Genomic DNA, 17,028 nt, shown 5'->3' with positions numbered 1-17,028 from the left:
GCGGGCTCCCTCAGGGAGCCCGCCCGTTCTTCATGTCACGCTCTACCGCTCGTCGCGCTCTTCACGCTCGACACCGGCGTTGTCGCCGTCGCTGTCGGCGTCGCTGTCGTCCTGAGGCGCCGGGGCGCCGTCCTCGGCACTGTCGTCAAAGGCGTCCACGAACTCGACACCGTCCAACTCGGCGAGCCGGTCGGACGCGTCCGTGCTGCCGTCCTTGTCGGACTCGACGGCCTTGGCGAACCACTCCCGCGCGTCGTCCTCGCGCCCGGCCTCCAGCAGTGCGTCGGCGTACGCGTAGCGCAGACGCGCGGTCCACGGCTGCGTGGCGTTCGAGGCGAGCTCGGGGCTCTGCAGGGTCACGATGGCGGCGTCCAGCTGCCCCATGTCCCGTCGCGCACCGGCGGCCACGAGCCGCATCTCGACCTGTCCGGCCTTGTCCAGCTTCGACACCTCGGGGGCGCCGGCCATGTCCAGCGCCTTCTCGGGACGCCCGAGCCCACGCTCGCAGTCGGCCATGAGCGGCCACAGCTCCGCGCTCCCGGTCATCCGCCGCGCGGCCCGGAACTCGGCGAGCGCCTCGCTGTACTTCTGGGTCCCGTACGCGGCGAAGCCAGCGGCCTCCCGCACGGCGGCGACGCGCGACGCGAGACGCAGCGCGATCCTGGAGTACGCGTACGCGCGCTCCGGGTCCTCGTCGATCAGCCGCGCCACCATCACGAGGTTCATGGCGACATCCTCGGCGAGCCCCCGCGGCAGGGACTGAAGCTCCTGCTGCACGCTCTTGTCGAGCTCGGCACCGGAGACGTCGTCCGGGATCGGCAGCCGCTTGATCGGCTCACGGTCCCGCTCCCGGTCGTCCCGGACCCGGGGCCCACCACGCCGGTCGTCACGGCGGTCGTCGCGGCGGTTGTCCCGCCCGTCGTCACGCCGGTCGTCGCGCCCACGGAACCCACCGGGACGCCCGCCCCGGTCATCGCGCCGGAAGCCACCACCGCGGTTGTCATCGCGCCGGTCATCACGACGCGGCCCACGGTCACGGTCCCGGTCGTCGCGCCGGAAGCCGCCACCGCGATTGTCATCACGACGGTTGTCGTCCCGACGGTCATCGCGCCGGAACCCACCGCCACGGTTGTCATCGCGACGGTCATCGCGCCGGAAGCCACCACCGCGGTTGTCATCGCGACGGTCATCACGACGCGGCCCACGGTCACGGTCCCGATCACCGAACGAACGGTCATCGCGACGGTCGTCACGGTGGAAGCCGCCGCCACGGTTGTCATCGCGACGGGTGTCGTCCCGACGGTCGTCCCGCCGGAACCCACCGCCACGGTTGTCATCGCGACGATCGTCACGACGCGGCCCACGGTCACGGTCGTCGCGCCGGAAGCCGCCACCGCGATTGTCATCGCGACGGGTGTCGTCCCGACGGTCATCGCGACGGAAGCCACCACCGCGATTGTCGTCACGCCGGTCATCGCGACGCGGCCCACGGTCCCGATCGTCACGACGGAAGCCGCCACCACGGTTGTCATCACGCCGATCGTCACGGCGGAAGCCGCCGCCACGGTTGTCATCACGACGCGTGTCGTCCCGACGGTCGTCCCGACGGAACCCACCGCCACGGTTGTCGTCGCGCCGATCGTCACGACGCGGCCCACGGTCACGGTCGTCGCGCCGGAAGCCGCCGCCACGGTTGTCATCACGACGCGTGTCGTCCCGACGGTCATCGCGACGGAAGCCACCACCGCGATTGTCGTCCCGCCGGTCATCACGACGCGGCCCACGGTCACGGTCCCGATCACCGAACGAACGGTCATCACGCCGGTCGTCACGCCGGAAGGGCGGACGCTCCCGGTCGCCATCCCGACGGTCCCGACGCGGGGCCCCGCTGTTGCCGCGGAACCCGCCCCGATCCCCCCGGTCACCACTGTCCCGTCGGCGCTGATCGCGCTCCGGACGCTCATCGGGAGAGTTGGTGGCCATCGGTTGACTCCTGTCTTCGGTACCGCAGTCATTCTCGCGCAACCGGGGTGCCGGCGCGCTCCGAGAAAAGCTCTGGAAATACAAAAAGGACCCTTGGTCCCAGCATGTGTGCCGGGACCAAGGGTCCTCTCAAAAATAGTTCGGCGGCGTCCTACTCTCCCACAGGGTCCCCCCTGCAGTACCATCGGCGCTGTGAGGCTTAGCTTCCGGGTTCGGAATGTAACCGGGCGTTTCCCTCACGCTATGACCACCGAAACCCTTTCAGACATCCCTCAAAAGGGACATGTGAACAGGGCGGCGAACTAGCACACTTTTCAATTGATAAGTGAAACTGTTCAGCCCGCACAACTGTTCGTTGTCTGGGAACAACACAGTGGACGCGAGCAACTGAGGACAAGCCCTCGGCCTATTAGTACCGGTCACCTCCACACCTTGCGGTGCTTCCAGATCCGGCCTATCAACCCAGTCGTCTACTGGGAGCCTTAACCCCTCAAAGGGGGTGGGAATACTCATCTCGAAGCAGGCTTCCCGCTTAGATGCTTTCAGCGGTTATCCTTTCCGAACGTAGCCAACCAGCCATGCCCTTGGCAGGACAACTGGCACACCAGAGGTTCGTCCGTCCCGGTCCTCTCGTACTAGGGACAGCCCTTCTCAATATTCCTACGCGCACAGAGGATAGGGACCGAACTGTCTCACGACGTTCTAAACCCAGCTCGCGTACCGCTTTAATGGGCGAACAGCCCAACCCTTGGGACCGACTCCAGCCCCAGGATGCGACGAGCCGACATCGAGGTGCCAAACCATCCCGTCGATATGGACTCTTGGGGAAGATCAGCCTGTTATCCCCGGGGTACCTTTTATCCGTTGAGCGACGGCGCTTCCACAAGCCACCGCCGGATCACTAGTCCCGACTTTCGTCCCTGCTCGACCCGTCGGTCTCACAGTCAAGCTCCCTTGTGCACTTACACTCAACACCTGATTACCAACCAGGCTGAGGGAACCTTTGGGCGCCTCCGTTACTCTTTGGGAGGCAACCGCCCCAGTTAAACTACCCATCAGACACTGTCCCTGATCCGGATCACGGACCCAGGTTAGACATCCAGCACGACCAGAGTGGTATTTCAACGACGACTCCACAACCACTGGCGTGGCCGCTTCAAAGTCTCCCACCTATCCTACACAAGCCGAACCGAACACCAATATCAAACTATAGTAAAGGTCCCGGGGTCTTTCCGTCCTTCTGCGCGAAACGAGCATCTTTACTCGTAGTGCAATTTCACCGGGCCTATGGTTGAGACAGTCGAGAAGTCGTTACGCCATTCGTGCAGGTCGGAACTTACCCGACAAGGAATTTCGCTACCTTAGGATGGTTATAGTTACCACCGCCGTTTACTGGCGCTTAAGTTCTCAGCTTCGCCACACCGAAATGTGACTAACCGGTCCCCTTAACGTTCCAGCACCGGGCAGGCGTCAGTCCGTATACATCGCCTTACGGCTTCGCACGGACCTGTGTTTTTAGTAAACAGTCGCTTCTCGCTGGTCTCTGCGGCCACCCCCAGCTCATGGAGCAAGTCCAATCACCAGGAATGGCCCCCCTTCTCCCGAAGTTACGGGGGCATTTTGCCGAGTTCCTTAACCATAGTTCACCCGAACGCCTCGGTATTCTCTACCTGACCACCTGAGTCGGTTTAGGGTACGGGCCGCCATGAAACTCGCTAGAGGCTTTTCTCGACAGCATAGGATCATCCACTTCACCACAATCGGCTCGGCATCAGGTCTCAGGCACAAGCTGTCCGGATTTACCTGGACAGCGCCCTACACCCTTACCCCGGGACTACCATCGCCCGGGCTGGACTACCTTCCTGCGTCACCCCATCGCTCACCTACTACCAGCTTGGGCCGGCGGCTCCACCACTTTCCATTCCCCGAAGGGTCCGGAACGGCTTCACGGCCTTAGCATCACTGGATTCGATGTCTTTCGCGTCACAGCGGGTACCGGAATATCAACCGGTTATCCATCGACTACGCCTGTCGGCCTCGCCTTAGGTCCCGACTTACCCTGGGCAGATCAGCTTGACCCAGGAACCCTTAGTCAATCGGCGCACACGTTTCTCACGTGTGTATCGCTACTCATGCCTGCATTCTCACTCGTGAACCGTCCACAACTACCTTCCGGTGCTGCTTCACCCGGCACACGACGCTCCCCTACCCATCACAGCGGGCGTTGGCCCTATAGCTGCAATGACACGACTTCGGCGGTACGCTTGAGCCCCGCTACATTGTCGGCGCGGAATCACTTGACCAGTGAGCTATTACGCACTCTTTCAAGGGTGGCTGCTTCTAAGCCAACCTCCTGGTTGTCTCTGCGACTCCACATCCTTTCCCACTTAGCGTACGCTTAGGGGCCTTAGTCGATGCTCTGGGCTGTTTCCCTCTCGACCATGGAGCTTATCCCCCACAGTCTCACTGCCGTGCTCTCACTTACCGGCATTCGGAGTTTGGCTAAGGTCAGTAACCCGGTAGGGCCCATCGCCTATCCAGTGCTCTACCTCCGGCAAGAAACACACGACGCTGCACCTAAATGCATTTCGGGGAGAACCAGCTATCACGGAGTTTGATTGGCCTTTCACCCCTAACCACAGGTCATCCCCCAGGTTTTCAACCCTGGTGGGTTCGGTCCTCCACGAAGTCTTACCTCCGCTTCAACCTGCCCATGGCTAGATCACTCCGCTTCGGGTCTTGAGCGCGCTACTAAATCGCCCTATTCGGACTCGCTTTCGCTACGGCTTCCCCACACGGGTTAACCTCGCAACACACCGCAAACTCGCAGGCTCATTCTTCAAAAGGCACGCAGTCACGACGCATTGAGTAAACTCAATGCGCGACGCTCCCACGGCTTGTAGGCACACGGTTTCAGGTACTATTTCACTCCGCTCCCGCGGTACTTTTCACCATTCCCTCACGGTACTATCCGCTATCGGTCACCAGGGAATATTTAGGCTTAACGGGTGGTCCCGCCAGATTCACACAGGATTTCTCGGGCCCCGTGCTACTTGGGTGTCTCTCAAACGAGCCGTTAATGTTTCGACTACGGGGGTCTTACCCTCTACGCCGGACCTTTCGCATGTCCTTCGCCTACATCAACGGTTTCTTACTCGTCTCACGGCCGGCAGACCGTAAAAGAGAGATCCCACAACCCCGCACACGCAACCCCTGCCGGGTCTCACACGTATACGGTTTGGCCTCATCCAGTTTCGCTCGCCACTACTCCCGGAATCACGGTTGTTTTCTCTTCCTGCGGGTACTGAGATGTTTCACTTCCCCGCGTTCCCTCCACACTGCCTATATATTCAGCAGCGGGTGACAGCCCATGACGACTGCCGGGTTTCCCCATTCGGAAACCCCCGGATCAAAGCCTGGTTGACGACTCCCCGGGGACTATCGTGGCCTCCCACGTCCTTCATCGGTTCCTGGTGCCAAGGCATCCACCGTGCGCCCTTAAAAACTTGGCCACAGATGCTCGCGTCCACTGTGCAGTTCTCAAACAACGACCAACCACCCGTCACAACCCACCGAAGCGGATTTTTACCGGGGCCGGCACTGAAGGCGACCGTTACGGCCGTACCTTCAGACACCCAACAGCGTGCCCGACACCCTCGCCACTCGTGATCAGCTTTCCACGCTCCGAAGAGCAGTACTTGCAGCCCGAGATGACTGACGGTGCCGAATAATCAACGTTCCACCCATGAGCAACCACCGTCGAACATTTGCCGACGTAATGGCCCTGGACCACCAAACAAAGTCTGGCGGCCTAGATGCTCCTTAGAAAGGAGGTGATCCAGCCGCACCTTCCGGTACGGCTACCTTGTTACGACTTCGTCCCAATCGCCAGTCCCACCTTCGACAGCTCCCTCCCACAAGGGGTTGGGCCACCGGCTTCGGGTGTTACCGACTTTCGTGACGTGACGGGCGGTGTGTACAAGGCCCGGGAACGTATTCACCGCAGCAATGCTGATCTGCGATTACTAGCAACTCCAACTTCATGGGGTCGAGTTGCAGACCCCAATCCGAACTGAGACCGACTTTTTGAGATTCGCTCCACCTTGCGGTATCGCAGCTCATTGTATCGGCCATTGTAGCACGTGTGCAGCCCAAGACATAAGGGGCATGATGACTTGACGTCGTCCCCACCTTCCTCCGAGTTGACCCCGGCGGTCTCCTGTGAGTCCCCATCACCCCGAAGGGCATGCTGGCAACACAGAACAAGGGTTGCGCTCGTTGCGGGACTTAACCCAACATCTCACGACACGAGCTGACGACAGCCATGCACCACCTGTACACCGACCACAAGGGGGCGCCTGTCTCCAGACGTTTCCGGTGTATGTCAAGCCTTGGTAAGGTTCTTCGCGTTGCGTCGAATTAAGCCACATGCTCCGCTGCTTGTGCGGGCCCCCGTCAATTCCTTTGAGTTTTAGCCTTGCGGCCGTACTCCCCAGGCGGGGCACTTAATGCGTTAGCTGCGGCGCGGACAACGTGGAATGTTGCCCACACCTAGTGCCCACCGTTTACGGCGTGGACTACCAGGGTATCTAATCCTGTTCGCTCCCCACGCTTTCGCTCCTCAGCGTCAGTAATGGCCCAGAGATCCGCCTTCGCCACCGGTGTTCCTCCTGATATCTGCGCATTTCACCGCTACACCAGGAATTCCGATCTCCCCTACCACACTCTAGCTAGCCCGTATCGACTGCAGACTCGGGGTTAAGCCCCGAGCTTTCACAATCGACGTGACAAGCCGCCTACGAGCTCTTTACGCCCAATAATTCCGGACAACGCTTGCGCCCTACGTATTACCGCGGCTGCTGGCACGTAGTTAGCCGGCGCTTCTTCTGCAGGTACCGTCACTTTCGCTTCTTCCCTGCTGAAAGAGGTTTACAACCCGAAGGCCGTCATCCCTCACGCGGCGTCGCTGCATCAGGCTTTCGCCCATTGTGCAATATTCCCCACTGCTGCCTCCCGTAGGAGTCTGGGCCGTGTCTCAGTCCCAGTGTGGCCGGTCGCCCTCTCAGGCCGGCTACCCGTCGTCGCCTTGGTGAGCCATTACCTCACCAACAAGCTGATAGGCCGCGGGCTCATCCTTCACCGCCGGAGCTTTTAACCCCCATCCAGGAGAATGGGAGTGTTATCCGGTATTAGACCTCGTTTCCAAGGCTTGTCCCAGAGTGAAGGGCAGATTGCCCACGTGTTACTCACCCGTTCGCCACTAATCCACCCCGAAGGGCTTCATCGTTCGACTTGCATGTGTTAAGCACGCCGCCAGCGTTCGTCCTGAGCCAGGATCAAACTCTCCGTGAATGTTTCCCCGTAATCGGGGTGACACCACGAGAGCGGAACAGTCGGAGGAATAATCCGACCGTTCACAGCGTCCTCGCTGTGCGCCTGCCAGCCATAAGGCCTGCAGGACTTTTCAAAGGAACCTCGCCCCAGCAGATGCTGGAGACGGGGTATCAACATATCTGGCGTTGATTTTTGGCACGCTGTTGAGTTCTCAAGGAACGGACGCTTCCTTTGTACTCACCCTCTCGGGCTTTCCTCCGGGCGCTTCCCTTCGGTCTTGCTGTTTTGCGTTTCCAACTCTACCAGATCCGTTTTCCGTTCCGTTTCCGGTTCGGATTTCATTTTCGGTGGCCGTTGGAGGGCCTTTGCCTTTCGGCGTGTCCACCACATTAGCCGAATCTCCCGGCAACTCATAATCGAGTTTCGCGGGTTCGAATTTCGGCATGCGAGCACGCCGAAAAGACCCCGCCGAGGGAAGTCGTAATGAGTGGTTTGGCCGCTTCCGGAGGTTGACTGAGCGCCTGATCCGGCTTCAGCGGCTCGGGCCACATTACGGATCCCGTAGGGGTGCGTCAAGTTGTGCGGCGGCGGGGCGTATGGGCCCGATAAGGGCTCACCGTCGGGTCGTTGGCGACCCAGAAGCGCCAGGGGTGGACGCCGCCCTCGCCGGACACTCCGGTGCGTGGACCGTTGCGTACCTGGTCAGCGGGGACGGGGGTGCCGTGCAGGACTCTCAGCGGGGAGTCCGTTCGGGCGCAGGCGTCGGTGCCGTCCAGGGATCGGTCCACGCCGAGGGCCGTGGCCATGCGGGCCGGGCCTTTGGCCAGTTCCTTGTCGTTCCGGGCCGATAGTCGACGTTTGCGGGCCAGTTCGGCGCCCTCGATGATCTCGCCGGCGCGGAGCAGCACGGCGCTCGCCCTGCCCTCCTCACCGCAGACCAGGTTCATGCAGTGCCACATGCCGTAGGTGAAGTAGACGTATACGTGTCCGGGGCGCCCGAACATCACGCTGTTGCGGGCGGTTCGGCCTCTGTATGCGTGGGACCCGGGGTCGTTCGCGCCGTCGTAGGCCTCGACCTCTGTGAGGCGGAGCTCGATCGGTCCGTCCGGAGTGGATCGGACCAGCGTGCGTCCGAGTAGGTCGGGGGCGACGTCCAGTACAGGTCGGTCGAAGAACTCGCGTACAAGGGGCGTACGGTCAGGGGCCGCGATCATGCCCTCCGAGGGTAGTGGAGCGGTCGGGACAGGCGCTCGCGGAACCGGGCGCAGCTGTCCCGCGTATGTAGTGAGCAGTATCAGCAGTGGTTCGCACACGGAGGAGATCGAGGCATGGGGTTCAAGCGGCTGTTGGCGAGTCTGGGCGCGGGCGGGGCGTCCGTGGAGACGGTGCTCACCGAGGTCAATGTCGTGCCCGGTGGTGTCGTTCAGGGTGAGGTGCGGATCCAGGGCGGGTCCGTCGACCAGGAGATCGAGGGCCTTTCGGTCGGTCTGCAGGCGCGGGTCGAGGTCGAGGGGAACGACCAGGAGACGAAGCAGGACATCGAGTTCACCAAGGTGCGGCTCGGGGGCGCGTTCGAGCTCAAGGCGCAGGCCGTGCACGCCGTTCCGTTCGGGCTTGAGATCCCGTGGGAGACGCCCGTCACGATGATCGACGGGCAGCAGCTGCGCGGCATGAACATCGGGGTGACGACCGAGCTGGAGATCGCCCGGGCCATCGACTCGGGTGACCTCGACCCGATCAATGTGCACCCCCTGCCGTCCCAGCAGGCGCTTCTCGACGCCTTCATCCGCATCGGCTTCCGGTTCAAGAGCGCGGACATGGAGCGCGGCCACATCCGGGGTACGCGACAGAAGCTGCCGTTCTACCAGGAGATCGAGTTCCACCCGCCGCAGCAGTACCGGGGGCTCAACCAGGTGGAGTTGAGCTTCGTGGCCGACGACCGGGAGATGGACGTCGTACTGGAGATGGACAAGAAGCCGGGGCTGTTCAGCGAGGGCAGCGACACGTTCCGGTCGTTCGTCGTCGGGCACCAGGACTTCCAGGGCACGGACTGGTCCGCGTATCTGCACCAGTGGCTGTCCGAGGTCGGCAGCAAGCGGAACTGGTTCTAGGGTTTCAGGAGCAGGGTCGACAGACTCTGTGGAACCAGAGTTTCCGTAGATCCAGGAGGTGTCGTTGTGACCGAGCAGCCCCAGAGGGCTTCGCTTCCTCATGACTTTCATCCGCAGGTGCCGTCGTTCACCGTCGTGAGCCAGGACTTCGAGCCGGGCGGGACGCTGGACGACGCGCAGGTGTACGCGGCCGGCAACACCTCGCCGCACCTGCGCTGGGAGGGCTTCCCGGCGGAGACCAAGAGCTTCGCCGTGTCGTGCTTCGACCCGGACGCGCCGACCGGCAGCGGGTTCTGGCACTGGAGCGTGTTCGACATCCCGGCCTCGGTGACCGAACTGCCGGTGGGTGCCGGCAGCGGCAAGTTCGAGGGGCTTCCCGAGGGCGCCGTGCAGGTGCGCAACGACTATGGGACGAAGGAATTCGGGGGCGCCGCGCCGCCTCCCGGGGACCCCGCCCACCGTTATGTGTTCACCGTGTACGCGGTCGACCAGGAGAAGCTCGGCCCGGACTCCGATGGCACGCCGGCCTTCGTCGGGTTCAACCTGCGGTTCCACACGATCGCCCGGGCCCAGGTCATCGCCGAGTACGGGGCGCCCGCCGAGGGCTGAGCCAAACCTCAGCGTTCATGGAACGTTTGCCCGCCTCTGGTCATGGAATTGATCAGGGGCGGGCATTTTTTCTGCCTGGGGCTACAGATATTGCGTTGTCCATCTCGGCGTGCACGGCCAGAGTTGACGCACGGACGCCGAGGGGTGATCCGGTGCGTATGTGTACGGGAGGTGGGCAGGGTGCGGGACACACTGGTGCTGAACGCGAGCTTCGAGCCGCTCTCCACGGTGACGCTCAATCGAGCCGTCGTGTTGGTGCTGCAGGACAAGGCCGTCGTTGAGCAGGTCCACCCCGAGCTGCGCATGCGTGGTGCCGCGATCGATATTCCGGTGCCCCGGGTGATCAGGCTGTGCAGGTATGTCCGGGTGCCGTTCCGAAGACGCGCGCCGTGGTCCAGGCGGGGCGTACTCATTCGGGATCAGCACCGGTGCGCGTACTGCGGCAAGCGGGCGACGACCGTCGACCACGTGGTGCCACGGTCGCACGGCGGTGCTGATTCGTGGCTGAACACGGTGGCGTCCTGCGCCGCCGACAATCACCGCAAGGCGAACCGGACGCCCGAGCAGGCGGGGATGCCGCTGCTGCGGCAGCCGTTCGAGCCGACTCCCGCCGATGCGATGCTGCTGTCGCTCGGTGCCGGCGGGCGGGCCGGACTGCCGGAGTGGCTGGCGCAGACCGCCGCGTAGGGACATGACGCGAGGGCCCGCCGACCTGATGGTCGGCGGGCCCTCGCGTTGTTCGACGTACTGCTCGATGACTAGTCGATCGGCGGCTGCTCGCGGCGCGGCTGGGGCGGCGTCGGCATGACCGGCGGTGTCTTCGCGTCGCTGGCGCCCGGCATGGAGCCGCCGAAGTTGCCGAACGCGCCCGAGAGGCCCTTGAGGGCGTCGCCGATCTCGCTGGGGACGATCCAGAGCTTGTTGGCGTCGCCCTCGGCGATCTTCGGGAGCATCTGCAGGTACTGGTACGAGAGCAGCTTCTGGTCCGGGTCTCCGGCGTGGATGGACTCGAAGACCGTACGGATGGCCTGGGCCTCACCCTCCGCGCGCAGGGCCGCGGCCTTCGCCTCACCCTCGGCCCTGAGGATCGCGGACTGCTTCTCACCTTCGGCGGTGAGGATCTGGGACTGGCGGATACCTTCGGCGGTGAGGATCGCGGCGCGCTTGTCACGGTCGGCGCGCATCTGCTTCTCCATCGAGTCCTGGATGGAGGTGGGCGGCTCGATCGCCTTGAGCTCGACGCGGTTGACGCGGATGCCCCACTTGCCGGTGGCCTCGTCGAGGACGCCGCGCAGCGCCGCGTTGATCTCCTCGCGGGAGGTGAGGGTCCGCTCCAGGTCCATGCCACCGATGATGTTTCGCAGGGTGGTGACCGTGAGCTGCTCGATGGCCTGGATGTAGCTGGCGACCTCGTACGTGGCCGCCCTCGCGTCCGTCACCTGGTAGTAGATGACGGTGTCGATGTTGACGACCAGGTTGTCCTGGGTGATCACCGGTTGCGGCGGGAACGGCACGACCTGCTCGCGGAGGTCGATGCGGTTGCGGATCGAGTCGATGAACGGGACGACGATGTTCAGGCCCGCGTTCAGCGTGCGTGTGTAGCGGCCGAAGCGCTCGACGATGGCAGCGCTCGCCTGCGGGATGACCTGGATGGTCTTGATCAGCGCGATGAAGACCAACACCACCAGAATGATCAGGACGATGATGATCGCTGACATCGAGTCTCCCGTGCCCCTCGTACCGTTCGTACCGTCGTGGTCCCGGCGCCCTCGCGCCGGAAGATCATGAGGTCTTGCGCAGTCGAGTGTGTCAGAACTGCCCACGTGGCGGGGCTGGTTCGGATCACCTGTCGGTTCACATGACGATCGCGGTGGCGCCTTCGATGTCGATCACGTCGACCTGCCGGCCAGGCTCGAACGCCGCGTCGGCGTCGAGGGCGCGGGCCGACCAGATCTCGCCGCCCAGCTTGATCCGGCCGCCCTCCTGTCCGTCGACGCGCTCGACGACGACGGCCTGTTTGCCCTTCAAGGCGTCCACGCCGGTGGCCAGTTGGGGTGGTTCCGCGCGCTGGCGCCTGGCGATGGGGCGTACGACCACGATGAGGGCGCACGACACGGCGGCGAAGACCACCACTTGGAGGACGGCACCGCCGCCGAGGCCTGCCGTGACGGCGCCCGCCACGGCGCCGACGGCCAGCATGCCCAGCTCGGGCATGGCGGTGAGGACGAGCGGGATTCCCAGTGCGGCCGCCCCGATCAGCCACCACACCCATGCGTCGATGTCTGCCACATGGCCATGGTAGATCCGCAACTCCCGCGCGGACAGGGGACGTCCGGCCTGCGCGGGAGCGCGAAGGGTCAGCTGAGGGGCAGGCCGGTGGCGGTCCAGCGGCCGTTGTTCTCCTCGACGACCAGCGGGAGGCCGAAGCACTTGGAGAGATTGCGGGAGGTGAGCTCGAGCTCGATCGGGCCGGCGGCAAGGATCTGGCCCTGGCGGATCATCAGGACGTGCGTGAAGCCGGGGGCGATCTCCTCGACGTGGTGCGTCACCATGATCATCGAGGGGGCGATCGGGTCGCGGGCGAGGCGGCCGAGGCGGCGCACCAGGTCCTCGCGGCCGCCGAGGTCGAGGCCCGCCGCGGGCTCGTCGAGGAGCAGCAGCTCGGGGTCGGTCATCAGGGCGCGGGCGATCAGCGTGCGCTTGCGCTCTCCTTCGGAGAGCGTCCCGAACTTGCGGTCCAGGTACTCGCTCATGCCGAGCCGGTCGAGGAACGCGCGGGCGCGCCGCTCGTCCATCTCCTCGTACTCCTCCTGCCAGCCGGCCGTCATGCCGTACGCGGCGGTGAGCACGGTCTGCAGGACGGTCTGCCGCTTGGGCAGCTTGTCGGCGAGCGCGATACCGGCGACGCCGATGCGCGGGCGCAGTTCGAAGACGTCCGTGCCGGGCTTGCCGAGGGTCTCACCGAGGATCGTGGCGGTGCCGCTGCTCGGGTAGAGGTAGCTCGAGGCGACGTTCAGGAGGGTGGTCTTGCCCGCGCCGTTCGGTCCGAGGATGACCCAGCGCTCCCCCTCCTTCACCGACCAGGAGACCTGGTCCACCAGAGCCCGGCCCTCGCGGACCACGGATACGTCCTCCAGCTCCAGTACATCGCTCATGAGCGCGTTGTCTCCCATTGCAGTCTCGTCTGTTCGCCGCGTCCGTCATGCCTTCGCATAGTTCCTGCTCGGCACGGCCCCCAGGGAAAACTTACGCCACCGCCCCCACGGTCCATTCCATCGGTCGGGCTTTTGGCAGCTTTGCGGGCTTCTAAGGTGGGGCGCATGCTCACTGAACCACGCTCCGGACGCCTGGCGGCCTGGGGAAATGCCCTTCTTGGCGGATTTGTCGCGCCCGATGACGCGGCGCTCGCGATTGTCGCCGAGGACACATCGCACCGTGTGGCGGGGCTTCCGGGCGAGGACGGGCCCGTCGGCCTGACGCTGGCGCTCGGCCGCCTGCGGGCGCTCGGCGTCGGCGGGCTGCGCGTGGCGCTGCCCGCGCCGGGCCATCCCCTGGGGCTCAGCGGGCCGCCGGAGTTCAACGCGCGGGCCCTGGAGGCCGAGGAGGCGGTGGTCTGTCACGGCGCCGCGCTCGGGCTCGTTCCCGACGTCTACGAGGTCGGCCCCGAGGGCGATCTGCACGTCTCGGTGACGTGGCACTGCCTGCCGGTGCGGGAGGCGCCGCCGGCGGATGTGCCCTCGCTCGGCGAGGCGGAGCGGGAGCTGGCGGAGGCGCTGCGGGACGCGACCGAGGTGCTGACGCGGCTGGACGTGGCCGGGTCGGGGCCGGTGTCCGAGGCCGCCGTGGACGCGTACCGGGCGCGGGCCGAGCGGGGGCGCGAGGCGCTGGCTCCGGGGTATCCGGGGCGGGCGGTGCGGGTGCTCGAGCTGGCGCAGCGGGTGGGGCTGCTGATCTCCGTGGCGTACGAGAGCGGGCACGGGGGCGCGGTGAGCGCGTCGGAGATGGGGGCGCGGGCGCTCGCGCTGCGCCCGGTGGAGCGGACGGCCCGGCGCGCGCAGGTGGCCGCGTACAACGCGTTCGTGGAGGAGCGGGAGCGGGGCTGAGCGCAGGGCCGGGAACGAGGGAAGGCCCCCACGGACCGGGTCCGTGGGGGCCTTCCTGTGCCTCGGGGGCAGCGAACCTCAGTTGTTCGCCGCGGTGTTGCCGAACGCCGGGTTCAGCAGGCCGATGACGTTGACGGAGTTGCCGTCGACGTTCACCGGGACGTGAACCGGAACGCCCACGTTGTTGCCCGAGCCGACGCCCGGGGAGTTCGCGGCCACGCCGTCGGCGCTCGAGTCGGCAAAGGCGGCACCGGCGGAGGCACTCGCGGCAATACCGGCGACGGCGACGGCCACGGCGGCCTTCTTGGCGATGTTCATGAGAAGCGTTCCTCCAGATATTGCGGTCCGACCCCAGCCGCGGGGTCGCACGCTGAGAAACGCGTGGGGCGCGTGGTGGACACGGGGTGAACGCCCGATCCGCCCGATTGGATCAATAGGCCGACGAATCGACCAGCCGCGCTATCGAACAGGGGAGCCGCCCCAAAACGCGGACCGGCCCCGCGGGGAAAACCCCGGGGGCCGGCGAACCCTGAGCACACGTCAGCCGTTGTAGCCGTCGTTCGCGAACGCCGGGTTGAGCGCGCCGATCACCGAGACGGTGTTGCCCACGGCGTTCACCGGGATGTGGACCGGGGCCTGGATCAGGTTGCCCGAGCCGACGCCCGGGGACTTCACGGCGTGGCCGTGGGCCTGCGCACCGTCGGTGGCGGAGGCGAGGCCCGCACCGGCGGCGACAAGGCCGCCGGCCACGAGGGTGACGGCCGCGGCCTTCTTCAGGTTCTTCACTTCTGGATCCTCCTCAGCGGTCGCCGCGACATGACCGCCGCAGCACGCATTGGAGAACGCGCCACCGCCGGAAGGGATACGCCGTCCGGGGGACATCCACACGACGGTATGAATTCCAGAACGGAGTGCGACGCTCCGTGTTGCCGTCGCGTCCGTGCGCCCGCGCGTGCCCCTCAGCCCGGGACTCGGCCCGCTACGCCGTGCCTCAGCCCGCGGCGCCGTGTCGCACGGCCCACAGGGCGGCCTGGGTACGGTCCGCCAGGTCGAGCTTCATCAGGATGTTCGAGACATGGGTCTTCACCGTTTTCTCGGAGAGGACGAGGGCGCGGGCGATCTCCCGGTTCGAGCGGCCGTCGGCGATCAGGCCGAGCACCTCGCGCTCGCGCTCCGTGAGGGAACCGCCCCTCCCCTGCCCGCTGTTGGTCTCCTCCTGGGCCAACAGGGCACCAGCGACCTCGGGTTGCAGCAGGATGTGGCCCGCGTGGACGGAACGGATGGCGCCGGCCAGGGCGTCGGGGTCCACGTCCTTGTAGACGTAACCGGCTGCCCCCGCGCGCAGGGCGGGGACGACGGTGCGCCGCTCGGTGAAGCTGGTGACGATCAACACCTTGGCGGGATTGTCGAGTTCGCGGAGCCGGCGCAGGGCGTCGACTCCGTCCATCACCGGCATCTTGACGTCCATCAGGACGACGTCGGGCTTCAACTCCTCGGTGCGGGCGACTCCTTCGGCGCCGTCCGCCGCCTCGCCGACGACCTCGATGTCGCCCTGCACCTCCAGGAAGGTGCGCAGGCCCCGGCGGACGACCTGGTGATCGTCGACCAGCAGTACCTTGATCTGGTCAGCCACCGGGGACCTCCATCTCGATCGTGGTGCCCTTGCCGGGCTCCGATTCCACTGTGAGTCTGCCGCCGACCCCGCTGGACCGGTCGCGCATGGAGACGAGGCCCAGGTGGCGGCCCGCGCTGCGGATCGCCTTCGGGTCGAAGCCCGCCCCGTCGTCGGTGACGCGCAGCACGGCGCCCTGGCCTCGCTTGTCGAGCGAGACCCGGATCTTCTCGGCTCCGGAGTGGCGCAGCGCGTTGTGCAGCGCCTCTTGGGCGACGCGCAGCATCGCCTCCTCCTGGGCGGCGGGCAGCGCCTTTATGCCGCTGGTGGTGAAGGTGAGGTGCGCCGCGTGGGCGCGGTCGAGCACCTGGATCTGGGTGCGGAGGGTGGCGACCAGGCCGTCCTCGTCGAGCGCCGCGGGGCGCAACTCGACGACGGCGGCGCGCAGTTCGTCCGCGGCTTCCGCCGCGAGCTCCGCCACGTGGCCCAACTCCCCCTTGGCGCGCTCCGGGTCACGGTCCATCAGGGTCGCCGCGGCCTGTGCGGTGAGGCGCAGCGAGAAGAGCTTCTGGCTCACCGCGTCGTGCAGTTCGTGGGCGATCCGGGAGCGCTCCTCGGCGATGGTGAGCTCGCGGCTGCGCTCGTAGAGGCGGGCGTTCGTGAGCGCGATGGCCGCGTGCTGGGCGAGGATCCCGAGCAGTTCCTCGTCGTCCTGCGTGAAGCCGCAACCGCCTTGCGGCTTGGGGCAGTTCTTGTTGGCCAGGAAGAGCGCGCCGATCGTCTCCTCGCCGTCCTTGATGGGCAGGCCGAGGAAGTCGGACATGTCCGGGTGGGCGGAGGGCCAGCCCTCGAAGCGGGGGTCCTCGCGGACGTCGGCGAGGCGCTCCGTCTTCGCGTCGTGCAGCATCGCGGCGAGGATGCCGTGCTGGCGCGGCAGCGGGCCGATGGCCTTCCACTGTTCCTCGCTGACGCCGTCGACGACGAACTGGGCGAAGCCCCCGTGGTCGTCCGGCACTCCGAGCGCCGCGTACTCGGCGTCGAGCAGCTCGCGGGCCGAGGCGACGATCGTCTTGAGGACGTCGCGCACCTCGAGATGCCTGCTCATGGCGAGGAGCGCGGCACTCACCGCGGCCAAGCCTGTACGTGGACCCTGACTCATGGCCTCACCGTACCGGCGGGGTGTGACAGCCGGATCGGACCCATGGCGCCCTCCGCCTAGGTCGGTCGGCGTAGGGCGAAGGGCCCTGCGTTGTTGCTGCTCGCGTACGAGGTGCCG

General features: G+C 65.5%; 13 protein-coding genes, 3 rRNA genes and 1 pseudogene. 4 read left to right on the top strand and 13 right to left on the bottom strand.

The features are described from left to right. Positions 1 to 42: 42 nt before the first annotated feature. From OG746_RS32395 to OG746_RS32370, 6 genes are all read right to left on the bottom strand, one after another. A complete protein-coding gene (locus tag OG746_RS32395; protein WP_266725576.1) occupies positions 43 to 822 on the bottom strand; it encodes a tetratricopeptide repeat protein in 780 nt (259 codons plus the stop codon). Continuing rightward, positions 723 to 1,832, bottom strand: coding sequence for a hypothetical protein (locus tag OG746_RS32390; RefSeq protein WP_266725574.1), 1,110 nt, complete (start codon positions 1,830 to 1,832; stop codon positions 723 to 725). The genes OG746_RS32395 and OG746_RS32390 overlap by 100 nt, the downstream gene beginning before the upstream one ends. A 289-nt stretch (positions 1,833 to 2,121) precedes the next feature. After that, positions 2,122 to 2,238 (bottom strand): 5S ribosomal RNA (rrf, locus tag OG746_RS32385). A gap of 134 nt (positions 2,239 to 2,372) precedes the next feature. Next, a 23S ribosomal RNA gene (locus OG746_RS32380) occupies positions 2,373 to 5,495 on the bottom strand. Positions 5,496 to 5,809: 314 nt separating this feature from the next. Continuing rightward, positions 5,810 to 7,335, bottom strand: a 16S ribosomal RNA gene (locus OG746_RS32375). The 16S, 23S and 5S rRNA genes sit together here, the layout of an rRNA operon. Before the next feature lie 554 nt (positions 7,336 to 7,889). Continuing rightward, entirely contained in the window at positions 7,890 to 8,531 is a 642-nt protein-coding gene (locus OG746_RS32370) for a DNA-3-methyladenine glycosylase (protein WP_266721154.1), read from the bottom strand. Positions 8,532 to 8,645: 114 nt separating this feature from the next. Between OG746_RS32370 and OG746_RS32365 the strand changes: the two genes are divergently transcribed. From OG746_RS32365 to OG746_RS32355, 3 genes are all read left to right on the top strand, one after another. Continuing rightward, positions 8,646 to 9,428, top strand: a complete 783-nt coding sequence (locus OG746_RS32365; RefSeq protein ID WP_266721153.1) for a sporulation protein — start codon at positions 8,646 to 8,648, stop codon at positions 9,426 to 9,428. 66 nt (positions 9,429 to 9,494) lie between these two features. After that, positions 9,495 to 10,037 carry a YbhB/YbcL family Raf kinase inhibitor-like protein gene (locus OG746_RS32360; RefSeq protein WP_266721152.1) on the top strand — a complete coding sequence of 181 codons (543 nt, stop codon included), beginning with the start codon at positions 9,495 to 9,497 and terminating at the stop codon, positions 10,035 to 10,037. Positions 10,038 to 10,217: 180 nt separating this feature from the next. Then, the gene (locus tag OG746_RS32355) at positions 10,218 to 10,724 is read left to right on the top strand and encodes an HNH endonuclease (RefSeq protein WP_266721151.1); all 507 of its coding nucleotides are present in this window, start codon (positions 10,218 to 10,220) and stop codon (positions 10,722 to 10,724) included. Between the two features lie 71 nt (positions 10,725 to 10,795). Here OG746_RS32355 and OG746_RS32350 read toward each other — a convergent pair whose 3' ends face one another. The 3 genes and pseudogenes from OG746_RS32350 to OG746_RS32340 all read right to left on the bottom strand — a co-directional run. After that, positions 10,796 to 11,755, bottom strand: a complete 960-nt coding sequence (locus OG746_RS32350; protein WP_266721150.1) for an SPFH domain-containing protein — start codon at positions 11,753 to 11,755, stop codon at positions 10,796 to 10,798. A gap of 136 nt (positions 11,756 to 11,891) precedes the next feature. Continuing rightward, positions 11,892 to 12,326: an NfeD family protein gene (locus OG746_RS32345; protein WP_266721149.1), complete on the bottom strand. Its 435-nt coding sequence runs from the start codon at positions 12,324 to 12,326 to the stop codon at positions 11,892 to 11,894. 335 nt (positions 12,327 to 12,661) lie between these two features. After that, positions 12,662 to 13,192: pseudogene (locus OG746_RS32340) on the bottom strand (ABC transporter ATP-binding protein); the annotation flags it as partial. Positions 13,193 to 13,357: 165 nt separating this feature from the next. Here OG746_RS32340 and OG746_RS32335 point away from each other — a divergent pair. Then, a complete protein-coding gene (locus OG746_RS32335; RefSeq protein WP_266721147.1) occupies positions 13,358 to 14,140 on the top strand; it encodes an Rv1486c family protein in 783 nt (260 codons plus the stop codon). Positions 14,141 to 14,218: 78 nt separating this feature from the next. Here the strand turns inward: OG746_RS32335 and OG746_RS32330 are convergent, their stop codons facing one another. From OG746_RS32330 to OG746_RS32315, 4 genes are all read right to left on the bottom strand, one after another. After that, positions 14,219 to 14,458: a chaplin gene (locus OG746_RS32330; protein WP_266721146.1), complete on the bottom strand. Its 240-nt coding sequence runs from the start codon at positions 14,456 to 14,458 to the stop codon at positions 14,219 to 14,221. A gap of 222 nt (positions 14,459 to 14,680) precedes the next feature. Next, entirely contained in the window at positions 14,681 to 14,926 is a 246-nt protein-coding gene (locus OG746_RS32325; RefSeq protein WP_266721145.1) for a chaplin, read from the bottom strand. Positions 14,927 to 15,131: 205 nt separating this feature from the next. Beyond that, entirely contained in the window at positions 15,132 to 15,773 is a 642-nt protein-coding gene (locus OG746_RS32320; protein WP_266721144.1) for a response regulator, read from the bottom strand. Beyond that, a complete protein-coding gene (locus tag OG746_RS32315; protein WP_266721143.1) occupies positions 15,766 to 16,911 on the bottom strand; it encodes a GAF domain-containing sensor histidine kinase in 1,146 nt (381 codons plus the stop codon). The genes OG746_RS32320 and OG746_RS32315 overlap by 8 nt, the downstream gene beginning before the upstream one ends. Positions 16,912 to 17,028 lie beyond the last annotated feature (117 nt).

Origin of the sequence: Streptomyces sp. NBC_01016 (assembly GCF_026341035.1) — a bacterium.
In the GTDB taxonomy this organism is placed as follows: domain Bacteria; phylum Actinomycetota; class Actinomycetes; order Streptomycetales; family Streptomycetaceae; genus Streptomyces.
This window is presented reverse-complemented; position numbering and strand designations above follow the sequence as displayed.